This window comes from Sphingomonas sp. GW821-FHT09B04, from assembly GCF_059418285.1.
Map to the genome: position 1 here is coordinate 513,603 of NZ_JBWKPO010000002.1, position 26,661 is coordinate 540,263.

Below are 26,661 nucleotides of genomic sequence, written 5' to 3' on the forward strand. Positions count from 1 at the left end.
TCGCATGATCGGCCTTGCCTTCCTGGTCTATGGATTGCCGCCACTCGCTCTGGCGTTCGTTGGCGGAGCCCTTTTTCCGGGCCGTTGGCTGCTGGCGGGTTTGGGGGCGGTGCTGTTGCTGGCAGGCCTTTTTATCGCAACTTCGGGGTATAGCTTTGGGTCGATGCTCCCCTTTGTGAGCATGGTGGGAGGCGCGATGTTCGTTCCTGCCGCCATCGCCGCATTTGCCGGGGCCAAGGCTCGACGCAGATTTGCAAAGGAGAGTTGAGTGGCGCGCGTTGGTTTCATCGGGCTGGGCAATATGGGCGGCGGGATGGCCGCGAACCTGGCCAAGGCGGGACATGACGTCCGCGCCTTCGATCTCTCGGCCGAGGCGCTTGAGCGCGCCAGGGCAGCGGGCTGCTTGCCCGTCGAAAGTGCCGCGGCGGCCGCCGAGGGTGCAGAGGCGGTCATCACCATGCTGCCCGCGGGCAAGCATGTCGAACAGGTCTATGAAGACGCCGTGTTCGGCGCGGCCGACACCGGCGCGATCCTGATCGATTGCTCAACCATCGACGTCGCCACCGCGCGCCGTGTCGCCGACGCGGCGCAGGCAAAGGGCCTTGCGGCGGTCGACGCCCCGGTCTCGGGCGGGATCGCGGCGGCGGCGGGCGGCACGCTGACCTTCATGGTCGGCGGCGACGACAGCGCCTTCGCGCGTGCCGAGCTGTTCCTTGCTGCCATGGGCAAGGCCGTGATCCATGCCGGCGGCAATGGCGCCGGACAGGCGTCGAAGATCTGCAACAACATGCTGCTCGGCGCGACGATGGTCGCGACCTGCGAGGCGCTGTTGCTCGCGCAGAAGCTCGGGCTCGATCCGCAGACCTTCTACGACATCGCCTCGGTTTCGTCGGGCGCATGCTGGTCGCTCAACACCTATGCGCCGCTGCCGGGCATGGGTCCGCAGACCCCCGCCGATAACGGCTATCAGGGCGGGTTCGCCGCCGGACTGATGCTCAAGGATTTGAAGCTCGCGATGGAAGCTGCGGAAAGCACGCATAGCGAAACCCCGATGGGTGCGCGCGCGGCCGAGCTCTACACGCAGTTCGCCGACGCCGGGAATGCCGGTGTCGACTTCTCAGGCATCATCAAGATGCTGGACGGGAAAGCCCAACCCTGACGTCCGTCATCCCGGCCTTGTGCCGGGATCCACCGGGCGGAAGGCGATGGGCCAGAGGCTCCATCGCATCCGCTGCGGCAAAGTGGACCCCGGCACAGGGCCGGGGTGACGGCTTACTTCGCCGGGCAGGTCGTACCCGGTCCGGCGTCGAGATCGAGGCAGCGGCCGTCGATCTCGCCCGCCGGGATCGGCAGCCCGATCAGCCCGGCCAGCGTCGGCAGGATGTCGACGGTCTCGACCGACATCGGCTGCTCGAACCCGGTCTGGCCCTTGCGCCAGAACAGGATCGGCACGCGGCGATCATAATCCCAGAAGCTGCCATGCGTCGCGACCGAGCCGTTGGTGGGGTCCGAGATCGGGGTGATCCGCGGCTTCAGCGCCACGACGAAGTCGCCCGAGCGTTCGGGGAAGAACGAGGCACGGGCGCGCTCGAGCATCGACCAGGTTTCGGGCGGGCCGCTGGGGCTGGGCGTCGCGAGGATCTCGGCGCGGGTGTAAACTCCGGCGACCTGCGGATTGGCGCGGTAGAGTGCCATCGCCTCGCGCAGCACCGCCTCGCGCTGCTTCTTCGGGAGCGCCGGGTCGACATAGATGTCGCCGAAATTGCCGCCCCACAGCAGCTGGCGCTCGCCGAGCTTGAGCTTGGCGGCGACCTTCTCGCCCATCGCCTTGGCGCCCATGCCCGGCGCGACGCGCGCCGCTTCGGGGATGCCATGCAGGTTGTGGCGCTCGGGCAGGTCGTGGCCGCCATGGTCGGCGGTCAGCACGACCTGATAGTCGATCCCGGTCTTGTCGAGGATCTCGAAGAACTTGCCGAGCGTGCGGTCGAGATTGACCATCTGGATGCACATCTCGGTGCCCTCGGTGCCATAGGTATGGCCGACATAGTCGCTCGCCGATGCGCCGACGATCAGCACGTCGGTTGCCGTGCCCTCTCCCAGCTTCATCTCGGCGCGCAGATCGGCGGCGATGCCGACGATCGCCATGTCGAACTCGGGCGAGGCGCGGAAGCGGCGGCTGTCGCCCGCGTCACGGGCAAAGCGGCCGGTGCCGACGGTCTTGCCCGCGCCGATCGGGATCGCGATGTCGCGCGACTGGCAGAAGGCGGGCAGTTCCATTGCGGACTGCACCTGGCCGATGCGCGCGGCGGTGGCGGCATTGCCGCGCGTGATGGCTTCGGGGGTGGCGCGTCCGGCATAGCTGACGAACGCCTTGCCGCCCCACCACCAGACCTGATCGGCCTTGTGGCCCGACATCATCACCGCGGCGCGGTCCTTGCCTGCGACCGCGGCGACACGGGTGGCGGGGGTCGCTGCCTGCATCCGCTCGCCCAGCGTCGGCACCTTCAGGTGGAGCGGCGAGACGGTGTAGTTGGCCGAGCTGCTGCCCGGGACGCTCTCGTCCTCTGAGCAATAGATCGTCTTGTCCTTGCGCGGCGTCCTGAGGTCGATCCAGTCATTGGCGATGATGCCGGTGCGCGCGGGGCGGCTGCCGGTGAGGATCGTCGAATGGCCGGGGCAGGTCTCGGTCGCGGCATGGCTCTGATAGCCCGACGGAAAGACCACGCCGTTGGCGAGCCGGGCGAGGCCGCCGGTAAAGTGCTGGCGATATTCGGCGAACACATCGGCCGAAAACTGGTCGACCGAGATCGCGACGATCAGCTTGGGCGGACCGGCGGGTGCCTGCGGAGGAGGGGGCGGTGCGTCCTGCGCGTATGCTGGCGATGCGAGGAGCAGGGCGGCGGCGAATGAACGAAGCATCTTTCCTCCGGATGGCAAATCGGGCCGGGGGCGCTATGTTCCTTTCGCTCCCGCACGGCAAGGACTGGTGAATGCGCAAGTTGAGTTTCGCGTTAGTGACAATGTTCGCATGGTTTCTGGCGGCAGCGTCACCCGCGGCGGCGCAGCAGGCGGGTCAGAACAACCTCACCGTCGATCTGGTGGCCGAGAGCGACAACCCCGCGCCGGGCAGCGAGGTGACGCTGGCGTTCGTCGCGAAGCCCAACCCCGGCTGGCACGGCTATTGGAAGAATCCCGGCGATGCCGGCCTCGACACGCGCCTCGACTGGAAGCTGCCGCAGGGCCTGACCGCGGGCGATCTGCGCTATCCGGTTCCGACGCGGCTGATGGTCGCGGGGATCATGAACTATGTCTACAAGGGCAGCTACACCCAGCTCGTGACGCTCAAGATCCCGGCCGGGCTCAAGCCGGGCACCGCGCTGCCGATCGCCGTGCGCGCCGACTATCTCGTCTGCACCGACGAAGTGTGCGTGCCGGAAACGGAGAATCTCGCGATCAACCTGACCGTCGGCGATGGTGCGATCGCGGCTGGTCAGCGTGCGCGCTTCGACGAATGGCGCCGCGCCTTCCCCAAGCCGCTCGGCAGCGAAGGCAAGTTCGCGGTCGCCGATGGTGTGTTGCGCGTCGCGATCCCCTATCCCGCGAGCGCGCCGCTCGGCGCTGAAGCCTATTTCTTCCCGCTGACGCTTGAGGCGGTGAACTATTCCGCGCCGCAAAAACTGACGCGCGACGGCGATACCGTCGTGGTCGAGGTGAAGGCAGGGACGAAGACGCCCGCGAAGCTCGAAGGCGTGCTGTCGGTCGGACCGGGGCAGGGCTTCGCGCTGGCCGCGGTGCCGGGTGCGGTCGCCGCGAGCACGGCACCGGCCGCTGCGATCGACTGGACCGCGGCGCTCGTCGCGCTCGGCGGCGCGCTGCTCGGCGGCCTCATCCTCAACATCATGCCCTGCGTCTTCCCGATCCTCAGCCTCAAGGCGCTGAGCCTCGCGAAGAGCGGGACTAGCGAGGGCCATGCCCGCGCGGAAGCGCTCGCCTATACCGCGGGCGTCGTGCTGGTGGTGCTGGCGCTCGGCGGCGCGATGCTGGGGCTGCGCGCGGCGGGCGCGAGCGTCGGCTGGGCGTTTCAGCTCACCGATGCTCGGGTGATCCTGTTCCTGCTGCTGCTGGTGCTGGGGATCGCGCTCAACCTCGCCGGGCTGTTTGAACTGATGACGCCGCGGTTCGCGGGCAAGCTGGCGAGCGGCGGTTCCGGCGGCGCGTTCATGACCGGCGCGCTCGCGGCGTTCATCGCGACGCCGTGCACCGGCCCGTTTATGGGTGCGGCGCTGGGCGCAGCGCTGATCCTCCCCTGGTATGTCGCCTTGCTGATCTTCCTCGGGCTTGGGCTTGGGCTTGCCTTGCCCTTCCTGCTGCTGGGGTTCGTGCCCGCGTTGCGGCGGATGCTGCCCAAGCCCGGCGCGTGGATGGACACATTCCGCAAGATCCTGTCGGTGCCGATGTTCCTGACCGCGATCGCGCTCGCCTGGGTGCTGGGCAGCCTCAAGGGCGTCAACGGCATGGCGATCGGGCTGGTCGTTGCGCTTGGACTGGCGGTGGTGCTGTGGGCGCTCGGGCGACGGCAGGCGCGGGGCGCGGGCAACGGCATCGCGTGGATCGCGGCGCTGGCGGTGACGGTCGCCGGGATCTGGGCGGTCGCGACGATCGAGAAGCCCGCCGCAGCGGCAGAGGTAAAGGCTGCCGGTGCCGAGCCGTTCAGCGAGGCACGGCTCGCGGCCCTGCGTGCCGAAGGGCGCCCGGTCTTCGCCTATTTCACCGCCGACTGGTGCGTGACGTGCAAGGTCAATGAGAAGACCGCGATCGAGACCGATGCGGTGAACAAGGCGTTCAGGGACGGCAACGTTGCGGTGCTGGTCGGCGACTGGACCGATGGCGATCCGGCGCTGGGCCGCTTCATCGAGCAGCATAATCGCGCGGGGGTGCCGCTATATCTCTGGTATCCCAAGGGATCGGCCGAACCGAAGGTCTTGCCCCAGATGCTGACCCAAGGCATGCTGACCGCGCTTCCGGGGGACGGTGCGTAACCAGGAGATAGGGTGATGAACAGGTTGATCCCAATTGGCGCAGCGATGCTCGTGGCACTGACCGTGCCCGGCGCTGCCGAACAGACCAACGGCCAGAAGGCGACCGATTTCAAGCTGACCGACGCCAGCGGCAAGACCGTCCAGCTGTCCGACTTCAAGGGCAAGACGGTGGTGCTCGAATGGAACAACCCCGGCTGCCCGTTCGTGCAGCGCCACTATCAGGGCAATATGCAGCGGACCCAGGCTGCGGCGAAGGCCGGCGGCGTGGTGTGGCTGACGATCAATTCGGGTGCGCCGGGCAAACAGGGCCATATGGACGGCGCCGGCGCGACGAAATGGGTGGGCGAACAGAAGGCAGTGCCCGCGCACTACCTGCTCGATGCCAAGGGCGTGGTCGGTAAGGGCTATGCCGCCAAGACGACCCCCCACATGTACATCATCGATGGTCAGGGCGTGCTGCGCTATCAGGGCGGCATCGACGACAAACCCGCGGCGCGGGTCGAGGAGATGGGCGCCGCGCGCAACCATGTTCTCGCGGCGCTCGGTGAGATGAAGGCAGGCAAGCCGGTCTCGGTCGCGACCAGCCAGCCTTATGGCTGCTCGGTCAAATACGCCGGATAAGGGTTCCCGCCCTGTTTATAGGGGGCAGAGGCGGAGAAAAGGCCGGGGGCGACCCCGGCCTTTTTTCGTTGGCGTGACGGCGCGCGCGATGCCTCCGCATTTTGTTGGATACATGTTGGAAATTCCGTGCTGCGCTTGCCGGCATGAGCAACGATCCCACACCCCAATCCGCCCCGGCGATCCGCAGCCATGCGCGCTGGACTCCTGCCAAACAGCGCATCTTCCTCGCCGCGCTGTTTGAAACCGGCAGCGTCGCGGCGGCATCGCGCGCCGCCGGCATGTCGCGCTCCAGCGCCAACCGGTTGCGCCGACGCCTGACGGGCACGGCGTTCGACCGCACCTGGGATCAAGTGCTGTCGGCGTATGAAGGCCGCCTCGCCGATCCCTTTGCCAAGGCCGGCGCGCCAGCGGCACGCGGCTGATGCGCAAGTGGCGCACCGGTGGCGCGGCAACGTACGCAGGTGGCGCGTGGCTGGCGCTCGACTGGCGCTCGACTGGCGCGCGGATGGCGCACCAGTGTCGCGTGAGTGGCGCGTCACCGGCGCGCGGGTGGCGCATAACCGGCGCATTTGTGGGGCCAATCCGGCGCGTTGGCGAAAAACCCCGCTTTCGCGTCGGCAATGTCAAGCCGATCTGGGTTGCTGCCCCCCTTGTGCGACGCAACAAAGCATTGCAGCATGACGTCAACCGGGCATTCCAACGGCTGGGCAGGCCAGCGGCTGGAAGTCTGGATCGGAGGCTGAATGGGGACAGGCCGCGCGTTCGACGAAATCTGGGGGCATGGCGGGCCCGACAACCCGCGCGCCGACTTCGCCGCGCTTTCCGAATGGATCGCGGACACCCCCCAGTCCGAGCTGCATCGCCGCCAGCAATCGGCGGAGGCCACCTTCCGCCAGCTCGGCATCACCTTCGCCGTCTATGGCGACAGCGATGCGAGCGAGCGGATCATCCCCTTCGACATCGTTCCCCGCATCTTCCTCCACGACGAATGGCAGCGGTTGAGCGAAGGGCTGGTCCAGCGGGTCGAGGCGATCAACGCCTTCCTCGAGGATATCTATGGCGAGCGCCGCATCCTCAAGGAAGGAGTCCTGCCTGAGGAACTGATCCTCAAGAATCCGCAATTCCGGCCAGAGGTCGCGGGGATAAGACCGCCGCACGGCATCTGGGCGCATATCTGCGGGATCGATCTCGTCCGCACCGGTCCCGACGAATTCTGGGTGCTGGAGGATAATGCCCGTACCCCCTCGGGCGTCTCGTACATGCTCGAAAACCGTGAGGCCATGATCCGGCTGTGCCCCGAGCTGTTCCGCAGCTTCCGGGTGGCGGCGGTGGACAGCTATAGCGACATGCTGCGCGAAACGATGCGCTCGGTCGCGCCCGATACCCGCGCCCGTTCAGCCGGTGGCGTGCCGGTCTGCGTCGTGCTGACGCCGGGGCATTTCAACTCGGCCTATTACGAACACAGCTTCCTCGCCGACACGATGGGGGTCGAACTGGTCGAGGCCGCCGATCTCGTGGTCGATGATGACGTGGTCTATATGCAGACCATCGCGGGCCGCGTGAAGGTGGACGTGATCTACCGCCGCATCGATGACGAATTCCTCGATCCGCTGGTCTTCCGCCCGGACTCGCTGCTCGGCGTGCCGGGGATCATCTCGGCCTATCGTGCGGGCAATGTCGCGCTGATCAACGCACCGGGCAATGGCATCGCCGACGACAAGGCGATCTACAGCTACATGCCTGAGATCGTGAAATTCTATTCCGGCAGCGAAGCGAAGCTGCCCAATGTCGAAACATGGCGCTGCCGCGAGCCGCAGGCGCTCAAATATGTGCTCGATCACCTCGACGAGGTCGTCGTGAAGCTGGTCGACGGTTCGGGCGGCTACGGTATGCTGGTCGGGCCGACCGCGACCAAGGCCGAGATTGAGGCGTTTCGCGGCGCGCTCAAGGCTGAGCCGCACCGCTATATCGCGCAGCCGACGCTGGCGCTGTCGACCGTGCCCACCGTCACCGAGGCCGGCCTCGCGCCGCGCCATGTCGACTTCCGGCCGTTCGTGCTGACCGGATCGGACGGGGTGCGCGTCGTGCCGGGCGGTCTCACCCGCGTCGCGCTCAAGGAAGGCTCGCTGGTGGTCAATTCCAGTCAGGGCGGCGGGACCAAGGACAGCTTCGTGTTGCTGCCTGAGGGGGATACGCAGACCCAGACTCGGGTGCTCGGCTGATGCGGATGCTCTCGCGCACCGCGTCGGCGCTCTACTGGCTTGGCCGTTATGTCGAGCGTGCCGATTTCACGGCGCGGCTGGTCGAGGCGACGGTGCGGCTCGACGCGCTCTCGGCGCGGCCCGCGGGCGAGGCTGCCTGGGCGAGCGCGCTCAGCGTCACTTACAACGCCGACGGGTTTGCGGCGACCGGCCAGTCGGTGAGCCAGCAGCCGGTGGCGCGCTATCTGACGCTCGACATGACGCATCCCGGCTCGATTGTCCGCTGCCTCGAACAGGCGCGCAATAATGCGCGGGCGGTGCGGACGGCTTTGACGCGGGAGGCGTGGACCGCGATCAACCGGCTCTGGCTGTTGTTCGCCAACCGCTCCAGCCCCGGCGGGTCGGCGGCGACGCTCAATCTCGTCGAAGGCGTGATGGCCGAGGCGCGCGGGTTCGAGGGTGCGATCCACCGGATGATGCGCAACGAGGCGACGTTGCTGATCCAGCTCGGCGCCGCCATCGAGCGTGCGGACAACACTGCGCGGCTGCTCGACGTCAAATATCATCTGCTGCTGCCCGAGGGCGAGCAGGTGGGGGGTGTGGTCGACCGCGACCAGTGGACGACGATCCTCCAGACCGTGTCGGCGGTCACTGCCTATCGCTGGCTCTACAATGAAGGGCTGCAGCCGGTGAATGTGATCGACCTGCTGGTCTGCCATGCCGAACTGCCGCGCAGTCTGGCATCGTGCGTCGAGGAGGTGGTCGAACTGCTCAACGCGCTCGCCAAGCGAACCGGCCTTCAGGGCGAAGCCGACCGGATGGCGCGCGGGCGGATCGCGCGGATGCAAAAGACCCGCAGCCACGAGGTGATGGTAAGTGGGCTCCACGAATATCTGGAGGCGTTCATCCACGAGAATGCGCTGCTCGATGCATCCATCGCCCGCCAGTTTCGTTTCATCTAGCGTCCGTCATGCGCCTCGCGATCGAGCATCATACCCAGTACCGCTTCACCGAGCCGCAGTCGCGTCTCGTTCAGATGCTGCGGCTGACCCCAAGCGACACCGTCGACCAGACCGTGCTGACCTGGCGTGTCGATGTCGATTGCGATGTGCGGCTGCGCGACACGATCGACGGGTACGGCAACAAGGTGACGATGCTTTACGCCGAAGGGCCGCTGGAAAGCATCGACATCACCGTGGCGGGGCAGGTGCTGACGACCGAGTCCAACGGCGTGGTACGCGGCAGCTACGAACCCCTGCCCGAGGGGCTGTTCCTGCGCGAGACGCCACGGACCGCGAGCAGCGATGCCCTGAGTGCCTTTGCAGAGGAAGCGCGCGGGGCGTGCAGCGGGCCGCTCGATTGCCTGCATCGCTGGAACATCGCGCTGGCGACGCGCTTTCCCGATGTGCCCGATCTTCCCGATGCCGGACTATCGGCGGCGCAGGCCTTTGCGGAACCGCAGCCGAGCTCGCGCGACCTCGCCCATATCTTCATCGCCGGCGCGCGCGCGATCGGGGTGCCTGCGCGCTATGTCTCGGGGTACCGGCAGGGCGCGGACGATGCCTGTGCGCCGCATGGCTGGGCTGAGGCGTGGGTGCCCGATCTCGGTTGGGTGGGGTTCGATCCCTCGGCCGGCATCGGCCCCGACGAACGCTATGTGCGGGTCGCGGTGGGGCTGGATGCGCCGGGTGCCGCGTCGATCGCGGGATCGAGGCTGGGGCAGGGCGGCGAGGAGATGGAGGTCGACCTCCATGTCGGCCGCCTCGGCAGCGATGCCTGAGCTTCAGGCCAGTTCGCGGACCTGTGCCGGGGCAGACGGTGCGACGTCGTCCTCGTTGAACGGGCGCCAGCCATTGGGGCCGAGGACTTCCAGCGGCTGATAACGCGTCTTGTACGCCATCCGCGCGCTGCCCTTCACCCAATAGCCCAGATAGACATAGGGCAGTCCGGCGCTGCGGGCGCGGAGGATATGGTCCATGATGATCAGGTTGCCGAGGCCCGGACGCTCGGGATTGTCGGCGTCGAAGAAGCTGTAGATCATCGACAGCCCGTCGGCCTGATGGTCGGTGATGCACGCGCCGACCAGCGCCCCGCCGCGCTCGGCTGGCTCGCGATACTCGATCACATAGGTCCCGACCGGAGACTGCTCGACCATGTCCGAATAGTCGCTCTCGTCCATCGCGGTCATGCCGCCGCCGGGGTGCCGGCTCGACAGATATTTGCGAAGCAGGTCGAACTGTTCCTCGGTCGCCCAGGGGCGACAGGCGGTGACTTCGAGATCGGCGTGGCGGCGTACCAGCTTGCGCTGGGTGGAGTTGGGACGGAAGGCGTCGGTGACGACGCGGACCGAGAGGCAGGCGTTGCAGCCGACACAGCTGGGCCGGTAGGCGACCGACTGGCTGCGGCGAAAGCCGATGCGGCCGAGCGCATCGTTGAGCTCGCCGGCGTGCGGCCCGGACAGCTCGGTGAAGATCTTCCGTTCCTGCCTGCCCGGAAGATACGGACACGGTGACGGGCTGGTCACGAAGAACCGTGGAAAGCGGGTAAGTGCTGTCACCCTGTCTGCGCCCTTTGCCGGTCGCCGAACCGCTCGGCGATGCCCCCTTATGAATCAGGCGAATCGTGATGAAAAGGCGATTCACCATGAAAGAGAGTTAACGGTTGGAAGGAGTTGTGGACGATGCGCAGCGCTGTCCAGGCCGCATCTGTGTCAGCTTTTACCGGGTTGATGAGTCACCGAAAAGAGTCCCGCGACTCGGCTCGTCGCGCGTGCGATTCAGTTCGTCCACATCCTGTGGAAAATGTGGATAGTAACCAAACCGATTCAGGCTAGTTCGATTTGCCGCACTTCATAGCCTGCATCCTGCAGCGCGGTGTTCAGGCGCTCAAGATGCGCACGGTCGCGGGTCTCGCACTCTACGTCGAGGCTCAGACCCTTGGCGGGCAGGTTTGTGAAGATGCGCTGGTGCGACAGCTCGAGGATGTTGACCGCCTGCTCCTGGAAGATGCGCGCGACCTGATAGAGCGCGCCCGGCCGATCTTGCAGCCGGATGCGCAGCCGCGCGAGACGGCCCGAGCGGGCGAGATCGCGCAGCAGCACGTTCGCGAGCAGGCGCGTGTCGATATTGCCGCCGGTCAGGATCACGCCGACGGTCTTGCCGCGGAAGCGTTCGGGCTGGGTCATCAGCGCGGCGAGGCCGGCCGCGCCCGCGCCTTCGACCACGGTCTTCTCGATCTGGAGGATCAGGCTGACCGATTCCTCAAGGGTGCGCTCGCTGACCAGCAGGATCTCATCGACCAATGCCTCGACGATGCGGGCAGTGATGCTGCCCGGCTCCCGGACCGCGATCCCCTCGGCCAGCGTATCGCCGCCGATCGGCTCGTGCGCGCCGGTGACGCGGTTATACATCGAGGGGAACAGCTCGGCCTGCACGCCGATCACCTCGATCGGGTGATCCGCCGCCTTGGCGACGGTCAGCGCGCCGGAGATCAGTCCGCCGCCGCCGATCGGGACGATCAGCGTATCGATGGCGGGCGCGTCAGCGAGCATTTCGAGCGTGACGGTGCCCTGACCCGCGATGATGCGCGGATCGTCAAAGGGATGGACGAAGGTGAAGCCGTTCGACGCCTCAAGCTGGCGGGCATGAGCATAGGCCTCGTCAAAGGTCTCGCCCTCGAGGATGATCGTGGCGCCGTGGCTTTCGGTCTGGGTGACCTTCACCGTCGGGGTCGATTTGGGCATCACGATCGTGACCGGGATGCCAAGGCGGTTGCCGTGATAGGCGAGGCCCTGAGCATGATTGCCCGCCGAGGCCGCGATCACGCCCTTGGCGCGCGCTGCATCGTCGAGCTGAAGCAGCGTGTTGAGCGCGCCGCGCTCCTTGTAAGCGGCGGTGAACTGAAGGTTTTCGAACTTGAGAAAGACGTTGGCGCCGGTGAGATCCGACAATGTCTTGCTGTGCAGGGTCGGCGTGCGCACCACTGCGCCCATAATCCGCGCCGCCGCCGCCTGAACGTCGGCGAGGGTGACGGGGAGGGATTGCGGTGCGGATGCTGCCTGAGTTGCCATGGGCGGGGCGTAGACCATCTGGCGCGACGGGGGAACACCGCCTATTCGAATGTGCATCCAAGCGCGGCTATATGCTTCGAATCCTTGGCTGACAGTCCGGAGAACCCTGTGCGCCTTCCCGTTTCGCTTGCCCTGACCGCATCGCTGCTGCTTGCTTCCCCCGCCCTTGCCGACGCGCTGGTCGAGAATGTCGACGGGATGACGCTGGACGAGAAGGGCGAGGTGGTGCGCTTCACCGGCATCGTCATCGGCGCCGACGGCAAGGTTACGAAGCTGCTCAAGCGCGGCGACAAACGTCCCGAGCGACCCGACTGGAAGGAAGATCTGAAGGGGCGCACGGTGATCCCGGGCATGATCGACGGCCATGGCCATGTCATGGGGCTCGGCTTCCGTGCGCTGGCGCTCGACCTGTCGGCAACGACCTCGCTCGCACAGGCGCAGGAGGCGATCCGCCGCTACGCGCTCGAAAATGCTGCGCGGCCCTGGCTGACCGGCGGCGGGTGGAACCAGGAAGCCTGGGCGCTGGGCCGCTTCCCGACCGCCGCCGAACTCGACGCAGCGACCGGCGACAAGCCCGCCTGGTTCGTGCGTGCCGACGGACATGCCGGCTGGGCGAACAGCGCGGCGATGAAGGCCGCGGGGATCACCGCCGCGACCAAGTCCCCCAATGGTGGCCGGATCGAGCTGATTGCAGGCAAGCCGGGCGGGGTGTTCGTCGATGCGGCGATGGACCTGATCGAGAAGACGCTGCCCAAGCCCACCCCGCGCGACCGCAACGCCGCGTTCCTGAAGGCGCAGGACCAGTTGCTCGCGCTCGGCGTCACGGCCAGTGCGGACATGGGCACCAGCCTCGATGACTGGCAAACCTTTCGCCGGATGGGCGACCTTGGCGCGCTCCGGATGCGGATCATGAGCTATGCCGCGGGCGTCGATACCGCGCTGATCGCCGCCGGGACCGGGCCGACCCCCTGGCTGTACGGCGACAAGCTGCGCATGGGCGGGATCAAGCTGATGGTCGACGGCGCGCTCGGCTCGCGCGGGGCGTGGCTCAAGGCACCCTATGCCGATGCGCCGGGCGTCACCGGGCTGCCCTTCCTGACCGACGCGCAACTGCTCAACTCGATCAGCCGTGGAGCGATGGACAATTTCCAGATCGCGATCCACGCGATCGGCGATCGCGGCAATCAGCAGGTTCTCGATGCGATCGACGAGGTATCGGACGCGTTCAACGGCGACCGGCGCTGGCGGATCGAGCATGCCCAGATTGTCGATCCGACCGAACTGCCGCGCTTCGCCAAACACGGCATCATTGCGTCGATGCAGCCCGTCCACCAGACCAGCGACCGGACGATGGCCGAGGCACGGCTGGGGCAGGCACGGCTGGCGGGCGCCTATGCGTGGAAGTCGATGCTGAACAACGGCGTGCGGCTGGCGTTCGGTTCGGACTATCCGGTCGAAAGCCCGAACCCGTTCGAAGGCTGGGCGGTCGGCTTCACCCGGCAGGACGCACAGGGCCAGCCGTTCGGCGGCTGGCGCCCCGAAGAGGTGGTGACCCGCGAACAGGCGTGGAAGGGCTTCACCGTCGACGCGGCCTATGCCGGGTTCGGCGAGAAGCTGTTCGGGCATCTGGCGCCGGGGATGCTGGCGGACTTCATCGTGGTGGACCGCGATCCGCTGCTGTCGTCGCCAACCGAGCTGCGTGCCACGGTGGTGCTGGAGACCTGGGTCGGCGGGCAGCGCGTGTATCGGCGCAGTGAACCGGCGAAGGCCGGGGAGGGGCGCTGATCCGGCCTGCGTGGCGCAGTGGTTGACCAAGCCGACAGAAAACACGGGTTCTTCGGCGGACGCGACCGCGACGCGACAGGTTTGCGCCGGGTTCGCCGCACTGGCGCGCCACCGACGCGCCAGTTGCGCGCCGTACGCGCGACGATGACGCGCCAGATACGCGCCACCCGCGCGACAGCAACGCGACGGTTCGCGACACGGACGCCGCACCCACGCGGCAGTGGCGCGACAACGGCCGTGACAAGCATCGGGGTTTCAGCTGATCCATCGATCAGGATAGATCAGATGAAATCCAACATTGGAAGGGTCGCACCCGTAGCGGGATACGCCGGTGGCGCGCACGGAACTACGACACTGGTGCCTGAGACCCGGATCGGCTGGGGCTATCCTGTGTGCGCGACAGCGGGAAGCTGTCCATGCCCGCCGAATGCTATTGGCAGATGAGCGACGGAGTCTTCTGGCACGGGCCGTGCTGATCCCAAGTGCGGGCAGGGCAGGCTGTTCCTAGAACTTGACCCCCGCCTTGGGTGAGGGGCGTGGCGACGGGCGGTCCGGAGCGGGGCCGCCTTTGACTCCTTTTTCGCTGATCGACTTTGCTGCCGGCGTAGTGGTCGGCGTGGCTTCCACCACCTGAGGCTTGTGCTTGTGTTGCATTCCGGAGTGGGGCGCTGTTTGTGCCAGCATTGCCACTAATGCGGTGCCTGCAAACAACTTGAGCATATCGTTCCTCCCCTATCGAGATTCCGAGCATATTTCCGGAATCACAGGCGGTACATGGCCATCGCTCGGATTTACTTCATATGAACCGCCCGATTTCATATCGCGAGGCAAGGTGAGGGCGGTCAGGGCTCGGCAATCATTTCGCCAAGCCTGCGTACCGTGTTCCAGTTGCGAACGGTGCCGGTGCCGAGGCGCTTGATCGTCAGTTGGGCGCCGAGCCGTGAGCGAGCGGAATCCTGCGGGAAGTGCAGCCAGAGATGTCCGTCCACCAATTTCATGCGTTCGCCCTGCGTCGCATAGGGTGCCAGCACGTCAAGGGCGGTTTCATCGAGCGGCTTGCGCATGACGCGTACCGCCACCCGTGTGCCGTCGGTCTCCTGGGGGAAGGGGTTGGCGGCAGCCAGTTTGCGCCACTGCGCGGTGGTGGTGACGATCGTGTCGATAGGGCGACCGAAGCGCTGCGCGAAGGCGGCTTCGAGACGCCCTTCGAGCTGGCCGACGGTGGCGCCATCGCTGTCGAACAGGGCGTTGCCCGTCGCGATCAGCGTTCGGGGATTCTTCAGCCCGATGCGCTCCATCATGTCGCGCCACTCGGCCATCACCAGCCGACGGCCATCGCCGATCGAAACGCTGTGGAGGAGGGCGATATGCGATGCCATGTTGCGCTTCACTGTTTTGACCACCCGAATGCACCGGCAAAGCGATGCTGCACGGACCGGCGAGGGACGTTGAAGTTAGCTCGATCTACTCGCGGGACTGAAGGCCGTTTCGCGGGGTTGCCGCCTCGATCGGGAGGGCGGGGGGCATTCTCGCGATTGCCGGTGGTGCCCTGTACTCAGAAGCCAAACGACACGCCGACTTGCCCGCGATTGTCCGTGCCGCTGTTTCCGAACGTGCCCGCATATCCAGCGGTGATCCGGATTCGCTGCGTCGGTCTCCAGGCCATGTCGAGCGATGTCGTTGCCGCATTCCGCGACAGCGGTGCGCCCTCGATCACGAACCCTGTCGTTCCGTCCCTAAATCGCAGTGCCATGACCGGGGTGATATCCCCCAAGGCATGCTGCCATCCCAGTCGCGCTCGAACATCGACGGTGCTCGCCAGTGAGCTCTCACCGCGAACGCCGAGCGTGGCGGTGGCGAAGCTTTCGGCCTGGCGCGGGCTCGACAGTGCGGCGCGCCCTTGCGTTTCCGTCATCGCATCGGTGGATACCCGATATGCGGTCATCATGGCGAAGGGTGTCAGCTTGTTACCGCGCCAAAGATGAGTCCAACCGATCTCGGCAAAGCCGCTGGCGACGTTGCCATCGTAATCGGCGCGCACCAGTTCCGAGAAATCGGGGAACGCCACGCGGCGCGTGATCTCGTTGGTGATCCAGCTATAGGTGGCACCGCTACGGATGCCCAGCGATCCGATTGAGACCTGGCTATAGACCGCGGCGCTAAAGCTCTTTGCCCGAAGCTCGCTCGCGCGACCCGGAATATGCGCCTTTGTGAACGTATAGCTTCCGGCAACCCCGATGCGACCCGCGTCGCCTAGCGCAACATCGACACCACCAACCCCGCCGCTGGTGTCGCGGCGCACATCCGCGATGCCTGCGCCTTTGCTCGAGCCGCCCGCACTGACGAAGCGGCCCCAGATTGCCCCGCTCGAGACCGGGCTTTCGAGCTGGGATCGAATGGCATCAAGGACCAGTTCGGAATCCTTGATCGCCAAAAGTCGTGCAGAGGCATGGACCTCTCCCGACAGGCTGTCCAACCCGCGCTGCAATTCGGCATCTTGCGGAAGCGCGGTCAACGCGAGGTAGACGGAATGAGTCTTGCTGAGCCTGCCTGCGGCGTAAGCGACGGTAGCCTGGTTGGGTGTGGCCGCGGCGAGGGCCAGCGACGGACCAGTCCTGACGACGTCGACGAAAACTGCCGTGGGATTTCTGCCGAGCCTGAACTCGGTCAGGCCGCTTTCATTCTGCACTAACGTGTACTGCCCGAAAATGCCCTGGATCGCAGTCAGAAGCGTGTAGCGGGTTCCGAGCGTGTAGGTTCCCCCGTCGCGTACGATGTTGAGGATCGCATTCTCTCCGATCGTCGCCGTCCCATTGACGATGATACGGTCCGATCCGCCCGCAGCGGTCGTTTCGGCCAGATAGATCGACCCCGCCGCCTGATCAAAGTTCCGGCCGATGTTGATGGTACCCAGACCATTGCCCGGCGAGATGGTGCCGCCATTCCAGATCTGCAGATCTGCGGTCAGGCTGCCAACCCCGCTCAGCTTCGCGCCGTTGCGGACCGATACGCCCGACGACGCAAGTGAGCCTGCCAACATCAGCTCTCCGGCATTCACATGGGTTTCGCCGCGGTACGATTGCGAGCCGATCGTGAGCCTGCCGGTACCCTGTTTGATGACGGTGCCATTGCCGACGATCGTCGCCAGGACCGTGGCGTCGGCCGGCTGGTCGAATATGAGGGTGCCGAAATTGGTGATCGGCCCTTTCAGCGCTGCCGACTGACCGGTCAGGGTCCCGGGGGTCTCGATCCGGATGCTTTCCCAGTCGGGACCTTCGCCTGTCAGCCTCCATGAACCCGAACGCACGGTCAGCAGCTCGAAATCACGAATTGAGCCGTCGATCGTTCCCTGGCCGTCGCTTAGTTCGAGGAGGTCCTGGCCGCTTCCGCCATCCAGGAGGCCAATGATCCGTCCTTGCGCGTGAAGGCGCACCGTATCGTTGCCACCCCCCATCGAGACGGCGCCGAAAATGGTGCCCTGGTTCACGAGGGTGTCGGATGTGTCGCCAAGCAGCGTAATGGCCTTGCCGCCGGCCGATTGTATCAGGCCGGAGTTGCGGATCACGGACTTGCTGCCGGACGAAGCTGCATTGACGTAAATCGCTTCGGCCACGCTTTGGATGCTGCCGATATTGGTGATCGCGACATTAGCCGAAGCAGTGATGGCGACTGCCCGCCCTGCCGCGTTGTCGTTCAATACGGTACCCTGATTGGTCAGGCTGAAATCGCCGGACGCAATCAGGGTGGCATCAAGTGCGCTGCGGATTGTGGCATTCGGTTCGACCCGATAGTTCCGGCTGGCGAGATTCCCGGTCAGGATCAGCGTTCCGCCGCTTACGGCTGTCGATCCGGTATAGGTTTGGGACCCCAGAGTAAGAGAACCGGCGCCAGCCTTCTCAAGCCCGCCGACATTGACGATCGCCCCGGAAAAGCTGCTGTCATGCGCGCGATCGAATATGACGGTGCCAAAATTGTTGATGAGGCTGGTGTTAAGCTGCCCCGTCGTCGTCATCCGGGCAAACGAGTTGACGACGATGCCGCCGCTATAGCTTTGCTCGCCGTCGAGGATCCACGCGCCACCAACCGTCAGCTCTTCGAAATTGACGACGTTGCCAAACCGAGTTCCTTGCACCGCTCCCGAGCTTCGCGCGAGAAAGAGAGTATCGTAGCCGGCTCCGCCATCGACCAATCCGACAGTGACGCCTGACACACTCACATAGTCGTCTCCGCCGCCCATTTGGATCGCCACGCCGCTCTGCCCGGCAAGAATATAGCCGCTATTATAAACCGAGCTTCGCTGATCGCCGACCATCTTGATGGCGGCATCCGTTCCGCCCTGGATAGTGCCGGTATTGTTGACGCTTCGAACGCCGCCAGCGGGCGTCGGCTCGAACAGAACGCCCGACGCAGCGCCGATAATGGTCCCTGTATTGTCTACCGAACCGGCGTTCACCACGACGCCGTCGGCGCGATTGGGGCGGCCCTGGCTGTCGGTGCCGTGCGCGCTTGTGCCCCGGATCGTTCCGCCGTTGAAGATGCGTACTTCACCGGCAATACGGATCCCATCGCCATCGCCGTTAGCGGAAACGCCGTCCCACTGTCCGGTGATTTCTCCCCAGTTGGTGACCTGGGCATTGGCCCCGGCATCGATTCCGGCTCCATTTCGGCCGATGACGCTGCCGCTGTTCAGCGACGAGCCGAAGCCATTGTGAATATAGAGGTTTCCGTCAGCAGAGATGCCGTTGCGCCGGCCGGAGATCGTGGCGCCCGGCTGATTGGAGATGTATGCGCGGCCGCTATCATACATGTCGCCTCCGCCCGCCCAGCGGACGCCATCTGCGGTGCTGTTGGGTCCGCCGTCCGCGTAGATCGAGCCCTGGTTGACGAGGTTGGTGTACCGCCCAGCGTGGATAGCGTCGCCTTCCCACGAGGAAATTACGCCGCTTGTGCCGTTGGTGATACTGGTGCCGGGATCCCGGATCGATCCAAGCGCGACCGTGCCCATATCGATCGCCCGCCCGCCTGCAGTGGACCGGATCGTTCCGTTGTTGTTGATCGTGATCGTGCCGGAAGTCGGGTTTGTATCGACACGAAACGCGTCGCCGCGCGCTTCGATCAGCGCGCCTGTGTGATTGGTGAGCGTGATCGTTCGGGGGCTGCCGCTTCCCGATGTGTCGATCGCGCTGCCGTTGGCCGCGGTCGAGCGGATGATTCCAGAATTGACGATCCTGAGGTCCGTGGACGCGCCGTTCCAGTCGATGGCGGGGCTGCTCGCGGTTGAGATTTCAGCGTTGACCTGCACGGTAACTCGGTCGGTGCCGGAGACCTGTTTTGGTGTCGGGTCGATCGTCCCCGACGGGACGACGATGTTCTGCTGCGCTTCTGCGGCATGGGGGGCGGCACCCACGGCGATTGCGACGCCGACCGCGCGAACGAAATACATGGCTTCCCTGATCTCAACTACCCCAGAGCTGAGCGCAGGATAGCGTCTTTCTGCCCTTTTGGCATCCGCCATTCGTTTTCACGGATCGGAAAATGGCTCAGTAACAATATATTGAAAGCCGAGCTTCTCAAACCGAATCGGGCCCGAGCGTTATCGGGCAAAGAGAAGGCCGCGGCGCCCTTTCGGACCCGCGACCTCATTCTCCGTTAAAGGGCTGGTTCAGGCGACCGCGCTGACCGGCGCTGCGACTTCATCGGCGTCGCGCAGCACATAGCCGCGGCCCCAGACGGTCTCGATATAATTCTCGCCGTCGGTCGCCATGCTCAGCTTCTTGCGCAGCTTGCAGATGAAGACGTCGATGATCTTGAGCTCGGGCTCGTCCATTCCGCCATAGAGGTGGTTGAGGAACATTTCCTTGGTGAGCGTCGTGCCCTTGCGGAGCGAAAGCAGCTCCAGCATCGCATATTCCTTGCCGGTCAGATGGACGCGGGCGCCATCGACCTCGACGGTCTTGGCATCGAGGTTCACCGCCAGCTTGCCGGTGCGGATCACCGACTGCGAATGGCCCTTCGAGCGGCGGACGACGGCGTGGATACGCGCGACCAGCTCTTCGCGATGGAACGGCTTGGTCACATAATCGTCCGCGCCGAAGCCGAACGAGCGCACCTTGCTGTCCATTTCGCTGATGCCCGACAGGATCAGAACCGGGGTCTGGACACGGGCGACGCGCAATTTCTTGAGCACGTCGTAACCATGCATGTCCGGCAGGTTCAGATCGAGCAGGATGATATCATAGTCGTACAGCTTACCCAGATCGAGGCCTTCCTCGCCCAGATCGGTGGTGTAGACATTAAAGCCCTCGGTCGAGAGCATGAGCTCGATCGCCTTGGCAGTCGTCGGCTCGTCTTCGATCAGCAACACGCGCATTTGCGGGTTCCCCCTGTGCCGGTTGCGGACCCCCTGTGACCCGCAACACGACTGATTCATTAACCTAAACAGGTCTGAAGGCAAAAGGTTAATTTTGTGCTAACCCGCAGGAATCCACGAGTCGCGCGGAATCTCCGGCGCCGGGATCGGGGCGCGCGCCGACGCGCCCGTAACGATATGGCGTGGTTTGGACGCGACAGGCACCCATATCCCCAGTCTATAGGCTTCATCCTTTTTTTGCGTTTGCTGACCAAGAGCTTGCATGGTTAGTTTCGTCATTTCCGGGGTGGTCACGCGATAACGCGGGCCGGGACAATCAGGGGGTCAGTATGAAGATCAAAGCCGCGCTTCTCGTCACGGTTTGCGCGCTAGCGCATCCGGCTTTTGCGCAGGACGCCCCCGCACCAGCCGCGACGCAAGAGGCCGAAGGCGAGGTCGTGGTCACCGGCACGCGCATCATCCGCGACGGGTTTCAGGCGCCGACCCCGCTGACCGTGCTGACCCGTCAGGATATCGAGAACACCTCGCCGTCCAACAATATCGCCGACTTCGTCAATCAGCTGCCGCAGCTTGCCGGATCGACCAAGCCGGCCAACTCGCGCCTCAACCTGTCGAACGGTTCGGCCGGCATCAACGCGCTGAGCCTGCGCAACCTGGGTGAGGGCCGCACGCTGGTCCTGCTCGACGGTCGCCGCTCGGTGGGCTCGACGATCTACGGCTGGGTCGACATCAACACGATTCCGCAGGGGCTGGTCGATCGCGTCGAAGTGGTGACCGGCGGCGCTTCGGCAGCCTATGGCTCGGACGCGGTCGGCGGCGTGGTCAACTTCGTGCTCAACAAGAAGCTAGAGGGCCTGCGCGTTACGGGCGAGGCGGGCCTCACCACCTATGGCGACGGCTTCAACTATTCGGGCAGCGTTTCGGGCGGCACGTCGTTCGCAGGCGGGCGCGGCCATATCCTGTTCAATGCCGAGATCGCGCATCAGGACGGCATTTTCGAGATCGACCCGACCGATCGCAAGTGGAACCACACCGGCTATGCGCGGGCGGAGAATCCGAACTGGACGGCCAATTCCACGGTGCCGCGCTACATCACGACACTGCGTCAGATCGGCGCGGCGAACTCGACGCCCGGCGGCCTGATCACGGCCTCGGCAGGTACCAGCCCCAACGCGCTGCGCGGTTTGTATTTCGGTCAGAACGGCGCCGTGAACGTCTTCGATTATGGCTCGTTCCAGTCGCCCGTGTTCAGCCGTGCCGACGGCACGTCGCATCCGGCCGTTGTTCAGGGCGGATCGTGGCAGGTCAATGATTCGGGCCGCCGTATCGGCCTGATGCCCGAAGACGATCGCTGGGGCGTGTTCGGCCGGCTGAGCTACGAAGTCGCCGATGGCGTCGAAGCCTTTTTCGAGGGTTCGTACAACCGCCAGAAGGTCTATTTCAACGCTGGCCCGAACCTGTCGACCGGCATCACCTACAACACCACCGGCTGCACCACCGTGCCGGTCCCGACCACCTGTAACGCCTTTGCGCTGCAGGCGCTGGGTGCGGCGCGACTGGCCGGCGTCAACAGCGTCACGGTGGCGACCACCGCCGCCGATCTGCCGTTCCGCGCCATCGATAACGAGCGCAAGGTTCAGCGCTATGTCGTCGGGCTGGAAGGCACGTTCGAAGCGTTCGGCAAGAACGCACGCTGGGACGTCTATGCCCAATATGGCCGTTCCGACGTGCGCGAGCAGCTGCGCAACATCATGCACACCGCCCGCATGAACAACGCCACCGCGGCGGCGTTTGCGCCGGCCGGCAACGCGCGCGGCTATGCGACCGGGTCGATCCAGTGCCTGATCAATGTCGACGGCACCGCCGCCAACGACGATCCGAACTGCGTGCCGCTCAACCGCCTCGGCGTCGGCGTCGCCGATCCGGCAGCGATCAAGTATGTGCTTGGCAATCCCTATCGCGACCAGACGCTGCAGCAATTCGTCACCGGCGCCAACTTCGCTCTGACGCCGTTTGCGACCTGGGCAGGCGACGTCAGCGTGTCGTTCGGCGGCGAGTATCGCGAGGAGAAGATCCGCGGCAGCGTGCCGACCGAGTTCCAGCCGGTCATCACCGTCGGTTCGAACGGTCGTCCCACCACGGCCAATGCATGGTCGGTCGGCAACTATCTGCCCTTCACCGGCAAATACACGGTGAAGGAAGCCTATCTCGAGACCGTCATTCCGCTGGGCTTCGGTCTCGAGTTCAACGGCGCGGTGCGCGGCACCGACTATTCGAATTCGGGCTATGTCACGACCTGGAAGCTGGGTGGGACCTGGCAGCCGATCGAGGACATCCGCTTCCGCGTCACGCGCTCGCGCGACATCCGCGCGCCTAACCTCAACGAGCTGTATCAGGCAGGCACCGCGAACAGCGATTCGGTCTCGAACCCGGTCTTCGTTGCGGACGGTTCGAAGGGCCCCCGGACTTATGGTTATTCGGGCCTGACCACCGGCAACCCCAATCTGCGTCCGGAAGTCGCCAATTCGTGGAACATCGGCGGTGTGGTTTCGCCGCGCTTCCTGCCCGGGTTCACGGCATCGGTCGATTATTTCCGGATCGATCTGGAAGGGGCGATCGACTCGATCACTGCGCAGGAAACGGTCAATCGCTGCTACGCCGACGGGAATCAGGACTTCTGCAACGCAATCACCGTCGATCCGGCGCGTTCGACGCCGACAGCGCCCTATCTGCTGATCCGCACCCAGCCGTTCAACTACGTCAAGCGTCTGGTGCGCGGCATCGACTTTGACGCGGCCTATCGCATTCCGGTGGGCGAAGGGCAGGTCACGCTGCGTGGCGTTGCGACCCGCTACATCGAGAATCTGGCGGTGACGGGTATCGCGGGTTCGGCACCGGTCAATACCGTCGGCGCCAATGGCGGTCAGGCCAGCACGCCGACCTGGATCTTCCGCGGCAGCATCAACTACGAGACGCCGAGCTTCTCGGTGACCCTCACCGGCCGCGGCGTCAGCGCCGGCAAATATGTCGCGAACGGCATCGAATGCACGAGCGGCTGCCCGGTCTCGACTACGAACTTCCCGACCTATGACAATAATCGCGTGTCCGGGCTGTTCTATGCCGATCTCAACCTGACCCAGAAGGTCAAGATGGGAAGCTCGGAAGCCGAGATGTTCTTCAACGTGACCAACCTGTTCAACCGCTGGCCGCTGCTGGTTCCGGAGACCGGCAACGCATCGAACAGCACTTATTCGGACATGCTGGGTCGCCAGTTCCGCGTGGGCTTCCGCTACAAGCTCTGATCGCAACAACGGGAAACAAGGCCGGTCCGCGGATGCGCGGGCCGGCCTTTTTCTATGCGCGGGACGCCGCGCGCGCCGCCGTCTCCTTCGCGCAGATGTTGCGGAAGCGGTGGGAGAGATAATCGATCACCAGTTCGACCCGCGCCGGGCGCAGCGTGCTGGGCGGCGTGAGCAAATGGAGCGCGATGTTCATCGGCGACCAGGCGTCCAGAATCTCCACCAATGTGCCCTTCTCCAACTCGGCATCGATGATGAAGCCCGGCAGACGGGCAATGCCGAGGCCGGCCCGCAGCGCCGGAAGCATCGCATCGCCGTTGTCGGTGATCAGAGGGCCGGCGGGGCGTACTGCCGCCTCCTCGCCATCCGCCTTGCGGAAATGCCAGGCGCCGATCGCATTGGCGTAGAGAAAGCAGGCATGGTGAGCGAGGTCGGCGGGGTGGCGCGGCGTGCCATGCTTTTCCAGATAGGCAGGCGCAGCGACCACGCGCGCGGTAATTGGGGCAAGCCGGCGCGCCCGCAACGAAGAGTCGGGCAGATCGGCGATGCGCAGCGCGATATCGAACCCGTCGGCGACGATATCGACGCGCGCGTCGGACAGGCGGAGGTCGATCTCGATCCCCGGGTGTTCGGCGAGCAGATCGGCGATCGCATCGGCGACGAAGCGGATGCCGAAGGTGATCGGCGCGGCGATGCGGACGAGTCCCGAGGGCGCCTTGGCGGACTCCAGCGCGGCCTCCTCGGCCTGCTGCGCCTCGGCAAGGATGCGCCCGGCGCGTTCGGCCAGCGCATTGCCGCTGTCGGTGAGGGTCAGGCGGCGCGAGGTGCGGTGAAACAGGGCGGTGCCGAGCTGGGTTTCCAGCCGGGCGATCGCCTTGGACACGGTTGCCTTGGAGACGCCGATCGATTCCGCTGCGCCGCTGAACGAGCGATGCTCGACCACGCAGGCGAAGATCGCCCAGGCTTCGAAATCAGGCAGCCGCAAGATGAATCTCCGTTAGTTTCTTGAAACGATCCGTTTCAAACGTTTCCATTTACGCACTGATCGCAGAGCCTATCTTGAGCGTCAACCAAGGAGGCACATATGATCGAGAAACGCTCGTTCGACAGCCTGGGCCATGCCGATCACGGGTGGCTCAACGCCCGACACCATTTCAGCTTCGCCAATTACTATGACCCCGACCGGATGGGTTGGGGCGCGATCCGCGTCTGGAACGACGACGAGATCGCACCCAATAGCGGCTTTCCGGCGCACCCGCACAAGGACATGGAGATCATCACCTATGTCCGGAAGGGCGCGATCACGCATCAGGACTCGATGGGCAATACCGGCAAGACCGGCGCCGGCGACGTCCAGGTGATGAGCGCGGGTACCGGCGTGCGCCACGCCGAGTACAACCTCGAGCCGGAAACCACGACGCTGTTCCAGATCTGGATCATGCCGCGGGCCAATGGCGGCGCACCAAGCTGGGGCGCCAAGCCGTTCCCCAAGGGTGAGCGCTCGGGCAAGTTCGTGACGCTGGCCTCGGGCTTTGCCGAGGACGACGATGCGCTGCCGATCCGTGCGGATGCCCGCGTGCTCGGCGCGACGATCAAGGCGGGCGAGAGCTTGACGCACAGCGTGGGTGAGGGGCGTTACGCCTATCTCGTCCCCGCAGTGGGCAAGATCGAGATCGACGGCAAGCCCTTCGACGCCCGCGACGGCGCAGCGCTGACCGGCGGCCAGACCGTGACGATCACCGCAATCGAAGACGCCGAGATCGTTCTGGTCGACGCCGACTGACCCCCCCGGAGCGGCCCGCGACTTCCCCCTCCCAAGGCGGGCCGCTCCACCCCTTTTCCATCAGGAGACATGCAATGGCCAAGGTTCTGGTCCTCTATTACTCGTCCTACGGACATATCGAGCAGATGGCCGAGGCCGTTGCCGAAGGCGCGCGCGGCGCTGGCGCTCAGGTGGATATCCTGCGCGTCCCCGAGACCGCGCCCGAAGCGGTGGTCAAGGCCGCCTATTTCAAGACCGACAGCGCACATCCGGTGATTTCCGGCCCCGACGCGCTCAAGGATTATGACGCGATCATCGTCGGCTCGCCGACCCGGTTCGGGCGGATGACGAGCCAGATGGCGAGCTTCTGGGATACCGCAGGCGGCCTGTGGGCGTCGGGCGCGTTGCATGGTAAGGTGGGCGGTGCGTTCACCTCCACGGCGACGCAGCATGGCGGCAACGAGACGACCTTGTTCAGCATCATCACCAACCTGCTGCACTTCGGCCTGACCATCGTCGGTCTCGACTATGGCCATACCGACCAGATGAAGGTCGACGAGGTGTTGGGCGGTTCTCCCTACGGCGCGACCACGGTGGCGGCTGGCGACGGCAGCCGTCAGCCGAGCGAGATCGATCTGAACGGTGCCCGCTATCAGGGTCGTCGTATCGCCGAAGTCGCGGCGAAGCTGAGCGCCTGAGAGCGATCATGGCGCGCCAGCCCGCTTTGTTCGTATCGCACGGCTCGCCGATGATCATGTTCGAGCCCAGTCCGGCGCGGGAATTTCTCGCCGGGCTGGCCGGACAGGTCGAGCGGCCCGACGCGATTGTGATGGTCTCCGCGCATCACGATATGGCGGAGGCGGTAGTGACCTCAATCGAGGCGCCGGCGACGATCCACGATTTCGGCGGCTTTCCGCAAAAGCTATTTGACCTGCGCTATCCGGCGAAGGGCGATCCGGCACTGGCGGCCGAGGTCGCGGCGCTGGTCGGGGAAACGGGAACGCCCGTCTTTCTCGATCCGAAGCGCGGGCTTGATCATGGCGCGTGGGTGCCGCTGATGCTGGCATGGCCCGACGCGGACGTGCCGGTGGTGCAGCTGTCGATCAGCAGCGCGCATGCACCCGAATGGCATTACCGGATCGGGCAGGCGCTGGCGCCGCTGCGCGACCGCAACATCCTGATCATCGGATCGGGCAGCCTGACGCACAATCTGCGCGCGATTTTCGTCGAGGGACGCGACCATGACGCGGCGGTGCCCGATTGGGCCGCGGCCTTTGCCGACTGGATGAAGGCGCGGATGGATGCGGGCGACACCGATGCGGTGCTGAACGCGGTCGATCGCGCGCCGTTCGGCAAACAGAACCACCCGACGATGGACCATATCCTGCCGCTGTTTACCGCGATCGGCGCGGGTAGCGAGACCGGCGGATTCCGGGCCGAGCGCCTGCACCATGGCTATACTTACGGCGTGCTGGCGATGGACGCTTACCGTTTCGAGTAGCAAAGTCGGCTCCG

The 26,661-nt window shown here is 65.4% G+C and carries 20 protein-coding genes; 13 read left to right on the forward strand and 7 right to left on the reverse strand.

All coding sequences use genetic code 11. The features are described from left to right. Nucleotides 1–4: 4 nt before the first annotated feature. Both AC07NK_RS08515 and mmsB read left to right on the forward strand, forming a co-directional pair. Nucleotides 5–268, forward strand: coding sequence for a hypothetical protein (locus AC07NK_RS08515; RefSeq protein WP_495170147.1), 264 nt, complete (start codon nt 5–7; stop codon nt 266–268). Beyond that, nucleotides 269–1,159, forward strand: coding sequence for a 3-hydroxyisobutyrate dehydrogenase (mmsB, locus tag AC07NK_RS08520; protein ID WP_495170148.1), 891 nt, complete (start codon nt 269–271; stop codon nt 1,157–1,159). A 113-nt stretch (nt 1,160–1,272) separates the two neighbouring features. Here the strand turns inward: mmsB and AC07NK_RS08525 are convergent, their stop codons facing one another. After that, nucleotides 1,273–2,919: an alkaline phosphatase family protein gene (locus tag AC07NK_RS08525; RefSeq protein ID WP_495170149.1), complete on the reverse strand. Its 1,647-nt coding sequence runs from the start codon at nt 2,917–2,919 to the stop codon at nt 1,273–1,275. 101 nt (nt 2,920–3,020) lie between these two features. Between AC07NK_RS08525 and AC07NK_RS08530 the strand changes: the two genes are divergently transcribed. The 6 genes from AC07NK_RS08530 (at nt 3,021) to AC07NK_RS08555 (ending at nt 9,641) form a co-directional block, all read left to right on the forward strand. Further along, on the forward strand, nt 3,021–5,039 hold the full coding sequence (locus tag AC07NK_RS08530) for a protein-disulfide reductase DsbD family protein (RefSeq protein WP_495170150.1): 2,019 nt from the start codon (nt 3,021–3,023) through the stop codon (nt 5,037–5,039). Between the two features lie 15 nt (nt 5,040–5,054). Next, entirely contained in the window at nt 5,055–5,660 is a 606-nt protein-coding gene (locus AC07NK_RS08535; RefSeq protein ID WP_495170151.1) for a redoxin domain-containing protein, read from the forward strand. Between the two features lie 143 nt (nt 5,661–5,803). Next, the gene (locus tag AC07NK_RS08540; RefSeq protein ID WP_495170152.1) at nt 5,804–6,082 is read left to right on the forward strand and encodes a LysR family transcriptional regulator; all 279 of its coding nucleotides are present in this window, start codon (nt 5,804–5,806) and stop codon (nt 6,080–6,082) included. A gap of 321 nt (nt 6,083–6,403) precedes the next feature. Beyond that, on the forward strand, nt 6,404–7,882 hold the full coding sequence (locus AC07NK_RS08545; protein WP_495170153.1) for a circularly permuted type 2 ATP-grasp protein: 1,479 nt from the start codon (nt 6,404–6,406) through the stop codon (nt 7,880–7,882). Between the two features lie 5 nt (nt 7,883–7,887). Continuing rightward, the gene (locus tag AC07NK_RS08550; RefSeq protein WP_495170356.1) at nt 7,888–8,823 is read left to right on the forward strand and encodes an alpha-E domain-containing protein; all 936 of its coding nucleotides are present in this window, start codon (nt 7,888–7,890) and stop codon (nt 8,821–8,823) included. An 8-nt stretch (nt 8,824–8,831) separates the two neighbouring features. Next, complete coding sequence (locus AC07NK_RS08555) at nt 8,832–9,641, forward strand: transglutaminase family protein (RefSeq protein WP_495170154.1); 810 nt, start codon at nt 8,832–8,834, stop codon at nt 9,639–9,641. 3 nt (nt 9,642–9,644) lie between these two features. Here the strand turns inward: AC07NK_RS08555 and AC07NK_RS08560 are convergent, their stop codons facing one another. Continuing rightward, nucleotides 9,645–10,418 (reverse strand): arginyltransferase, encoded by a 774-nt coding sequence (locus AC07NK_RS08560; protein WP_495170155.1) that lies wholly within the window; start codon nt 10,416–10,418, stop codon nt 9,645–9,647. 267 nt (nt 10,419–10,685) lie between these two features. Then, nucleotides 10,686–11,930, reverse strand: a complete 1,245-nt coding sequence (locus tag AC07NK_RS08565; protein ID WP_495170156.1) for a threonine ammonia-lyase — start codon at nt 11,928–11,930, stop codon at nt 10,686–10,688. 108 nt (nt 11,931–12,038) lie between these two features. Here AC07NK_RS08565 and AC07NK_RS08570 point away from each other — a divergent pair, with 108 nt between their 5' ends. Then, on the forward strand, nt 12,039–13,715 hold the full coding sequence (locus AC07NK_RS08570; protein ID WP_495170157.1) for an amidohydrolase: 1,677 nt from the start codon (nt 12,039–12,041) through the stop codon (nt 13,713–13,715). Between the two features lie 842 nt (nt 13,716–14,557). Here AC07NK_RS08570 and AC07NK_RS08575 read toward each other — a convergent pair. The 3 genes from AC07NK_RS08575 to ctrA form a co-directional block, all read right to left on the reverse strand. Then, on the reverse strand, nt 14,558–15,094 hold the full coding sequence (locus AC07NK_RS08575) for a DUF1697 domain-containing protein (protein ID WP_495170158.1): 537 nt from the start codon (nt 15,092–15,094) through the stop codon (nt 14,558–14,560). A gap of 176 nt (nt 15,095–15,270) precedes the next feature. Then, nucleotides 15,271–19,230, reverse strand: coding sequence for an autotransporter domain-containing protein (locus AC07NK_RS08580; protein WP_495170159.1), 3,960 nt, complete (start codon nt 19,228–19,230; stop codon nt 15,271–15,273). Nucleotides 19,231–19,377: 147 nt separating this feature from the next. Further along, entirely contained in the window at nt 19,378–20,085 is a 708-nt protein-coding gene (gene ctrA, locus AC07NK_RS08585) for a response regulator transcription factor CtrA (protein ID WP_495170160.1), read from the reverse strand. A gap of 329 nt (nt 20,086–20,414) precedes the next feature. Between ctrA and AC07NK_RS08590 the strand changes: the two genes are divergently transcribed. Continuing rightward, a complete protein-coding gene (locus tag AC07NK_RS08590) occupies nt 20,415–23,387 on the forward strand; it encodes a TonB-dependent receptor plug domain-containing protein (protein WP_495170161.1) in 2,973 nt (990 codons plus the stop codon). 52 nt (nt 23,388–23,439) lie between these two features. Here the strand turns inward: AC07NK_RS08590 and AC07NK_RS08595 are convergent, their stop codons facing one another. Further along, on the reverse strand, nt 23,440–24,369 hold the full coding sequence (locus tag AC07NK_RS08595; RefSeq protein ID WP_495170162.1) for a LysR family transcriptional regulator: 930 nt from the start codon (nt 24,367–24,369) through the stop codon (nt 23,440–23,442). A 99-nt stretch (nt 24,370–24,468) separates the two neighbouring features. Here AC07NK_RS08595 and AC07NK_RS08600 point away from each other — a divergent pair, with 99 nt between their 5' ends. From AC07NK_RS08600 to AC07NK_RS08610, 3 genes are all read left to right on the forward strand, one after another. Further along, a complete protein-coding gene (locus tag AC07NK_RS08600; protein WP_495170163.1) occupies nt 24,469–25,167 on the forward strand; it encodes a pirin family protein in 699 nt (232 codons plus the stop codon). A gap of 74 nt (nt 25,168–25,241) precedes the next feature. After that, nucleotides 25,242–25,844 carry an NAD(P)H:quinone oxidoreductase gene (wrbA, locus tag AC07NK_RS08605; RefSeq protein WP_495170164.1) on the forward strand — a complete coding sequence of 201 codons (603 nt, stop codon included), beginning with the start codon at nt 25,242–25,244 and terminating at the stop codon, nt 25,842–25,844. An 8-nt stretch (nt 25,845–25,852) separates the two neighbouring features. Beyond that, the gene (locus AC07NK_RS08610; protein WP_495170165.1) at nt 25,853–26,647 is read left to right on the forward strand and encodes a dioxygenase family protein; all 795 of its coding nucleotides are present in this window, start codon (nt 25,853–25,855) and stop codon (nt 26,645–26,647) included. Nucleotides 26,648–26,661 lie beyond the last annotated feature (14 nt).

Coding starts and splice junctions, on each gene's coding strand:
- AC07NK_RS08515 (WP_495170147.1), top strand. CDS start 5: ATGATCGGCCTTGCCTTCCTGGTCTATGGATTGCCGCCACTCGCTCTG.
- AC07NK_RS08525 (WP_495170149.1), bottom strand. CDS start 2,919: ATGCTTCGTTCATTCGCCGCCGCCCTGCTCCTCGCATCGCCAGCATAC.
- AC07NK_RS08530 (WP_495170150.1), top strand. CDS start 3,021: ATGTTCGCATGGTTTCTGGCGGCAGCGTCACCCGCGGCGGCGCAGCAG.
- AC07NK_RS08535 (WP_495170151.1), top strand. CDS start 5,055: ATGAACAGGTTGATCCCAATTGGCGCAGCGATGCTCGTGGCACTGACC.
- AC07NK_RS08540 (WP_495170152.1), top strand. CDS start 5,804: ATGAGCAACGATCCCACACCCCAATCCGCCCCGGCGATCCGCAGCCAT.
- AC07NK_RS08545 (WP_495170153.1), top strand. CDS start 6,404: ATGGGGACAGGCCGCGCGTTCGACGAAATCTGGGGGCATGGCGGGCCC.
- AC07NK_RS08550 (WP_495170356.1), top strand. CDS start 7,888: ATGCTCTCGCGCACCGCGTCGGCGCTCTACTGGCTTGGCCGTTATGTC.
- AC07NK_RS08555 (WP_495170154.1), top strand. CDS start 8,832: ATGCGCCTCGCGATCGAGCATCATACCCAGTACCGCTTCACCGAGCCG.
- AC07NK_RS08565 (WP_495170156.1), bottom strand. CDS start 11,930: ATGGCAACTCAGGCAGCATCCGCACCGCAATCCCTCCCCGTCACCCTC.
- AC07NK_RS08575 (WP_495170158.1), bottom strand. CDS start 15,094: ATGGCATCGCATATCGCCCTCCTCCACAGCGTTTCGATCGGCGATGGC.
- AC07NK_RS08580 (WP_495170159.1), bottom strand. CDS start 19,230: ATGGCGGATGCCAAAAGGGCAGAAAGACGCTATCCTGCGCTCAGCTCT.
- ctrA (WP_495170160.1), bottom strand. CDS start 20,085: ATGCGCGTGTTGCTGATCGAAGACGAGCCGACGACTGCCAAGGCGATC.
- AC07NK_RS08590 (WP_495170161.1), top strand. CDS start 20,415: ATGAAGATCAAAGCCGCGCTTCTCGTCACGGTTTGCGCGCTAGCGCAT.
- AC07NK_RS08600 (WP_495170163.1), top strand. CDS start 24,469: ATGATCGAGAAACGCTCGTTCGACAGCCTGGGCCATGCCGATCACGGG.
- wrbA (WP_495170164.1), top strand. CDS start 25,242: ATGGCCAAGGTTCTGGTCCTCTATTACTCGTCCTACGGACATATCGAG.
- AC07NK_RS08610 (WP_495170165.1), top strand. CDS start 25,853: ATGGCGCGCCAGCCCGCTTTGTTCGTATCGCACGGCTCGCCGATGATC.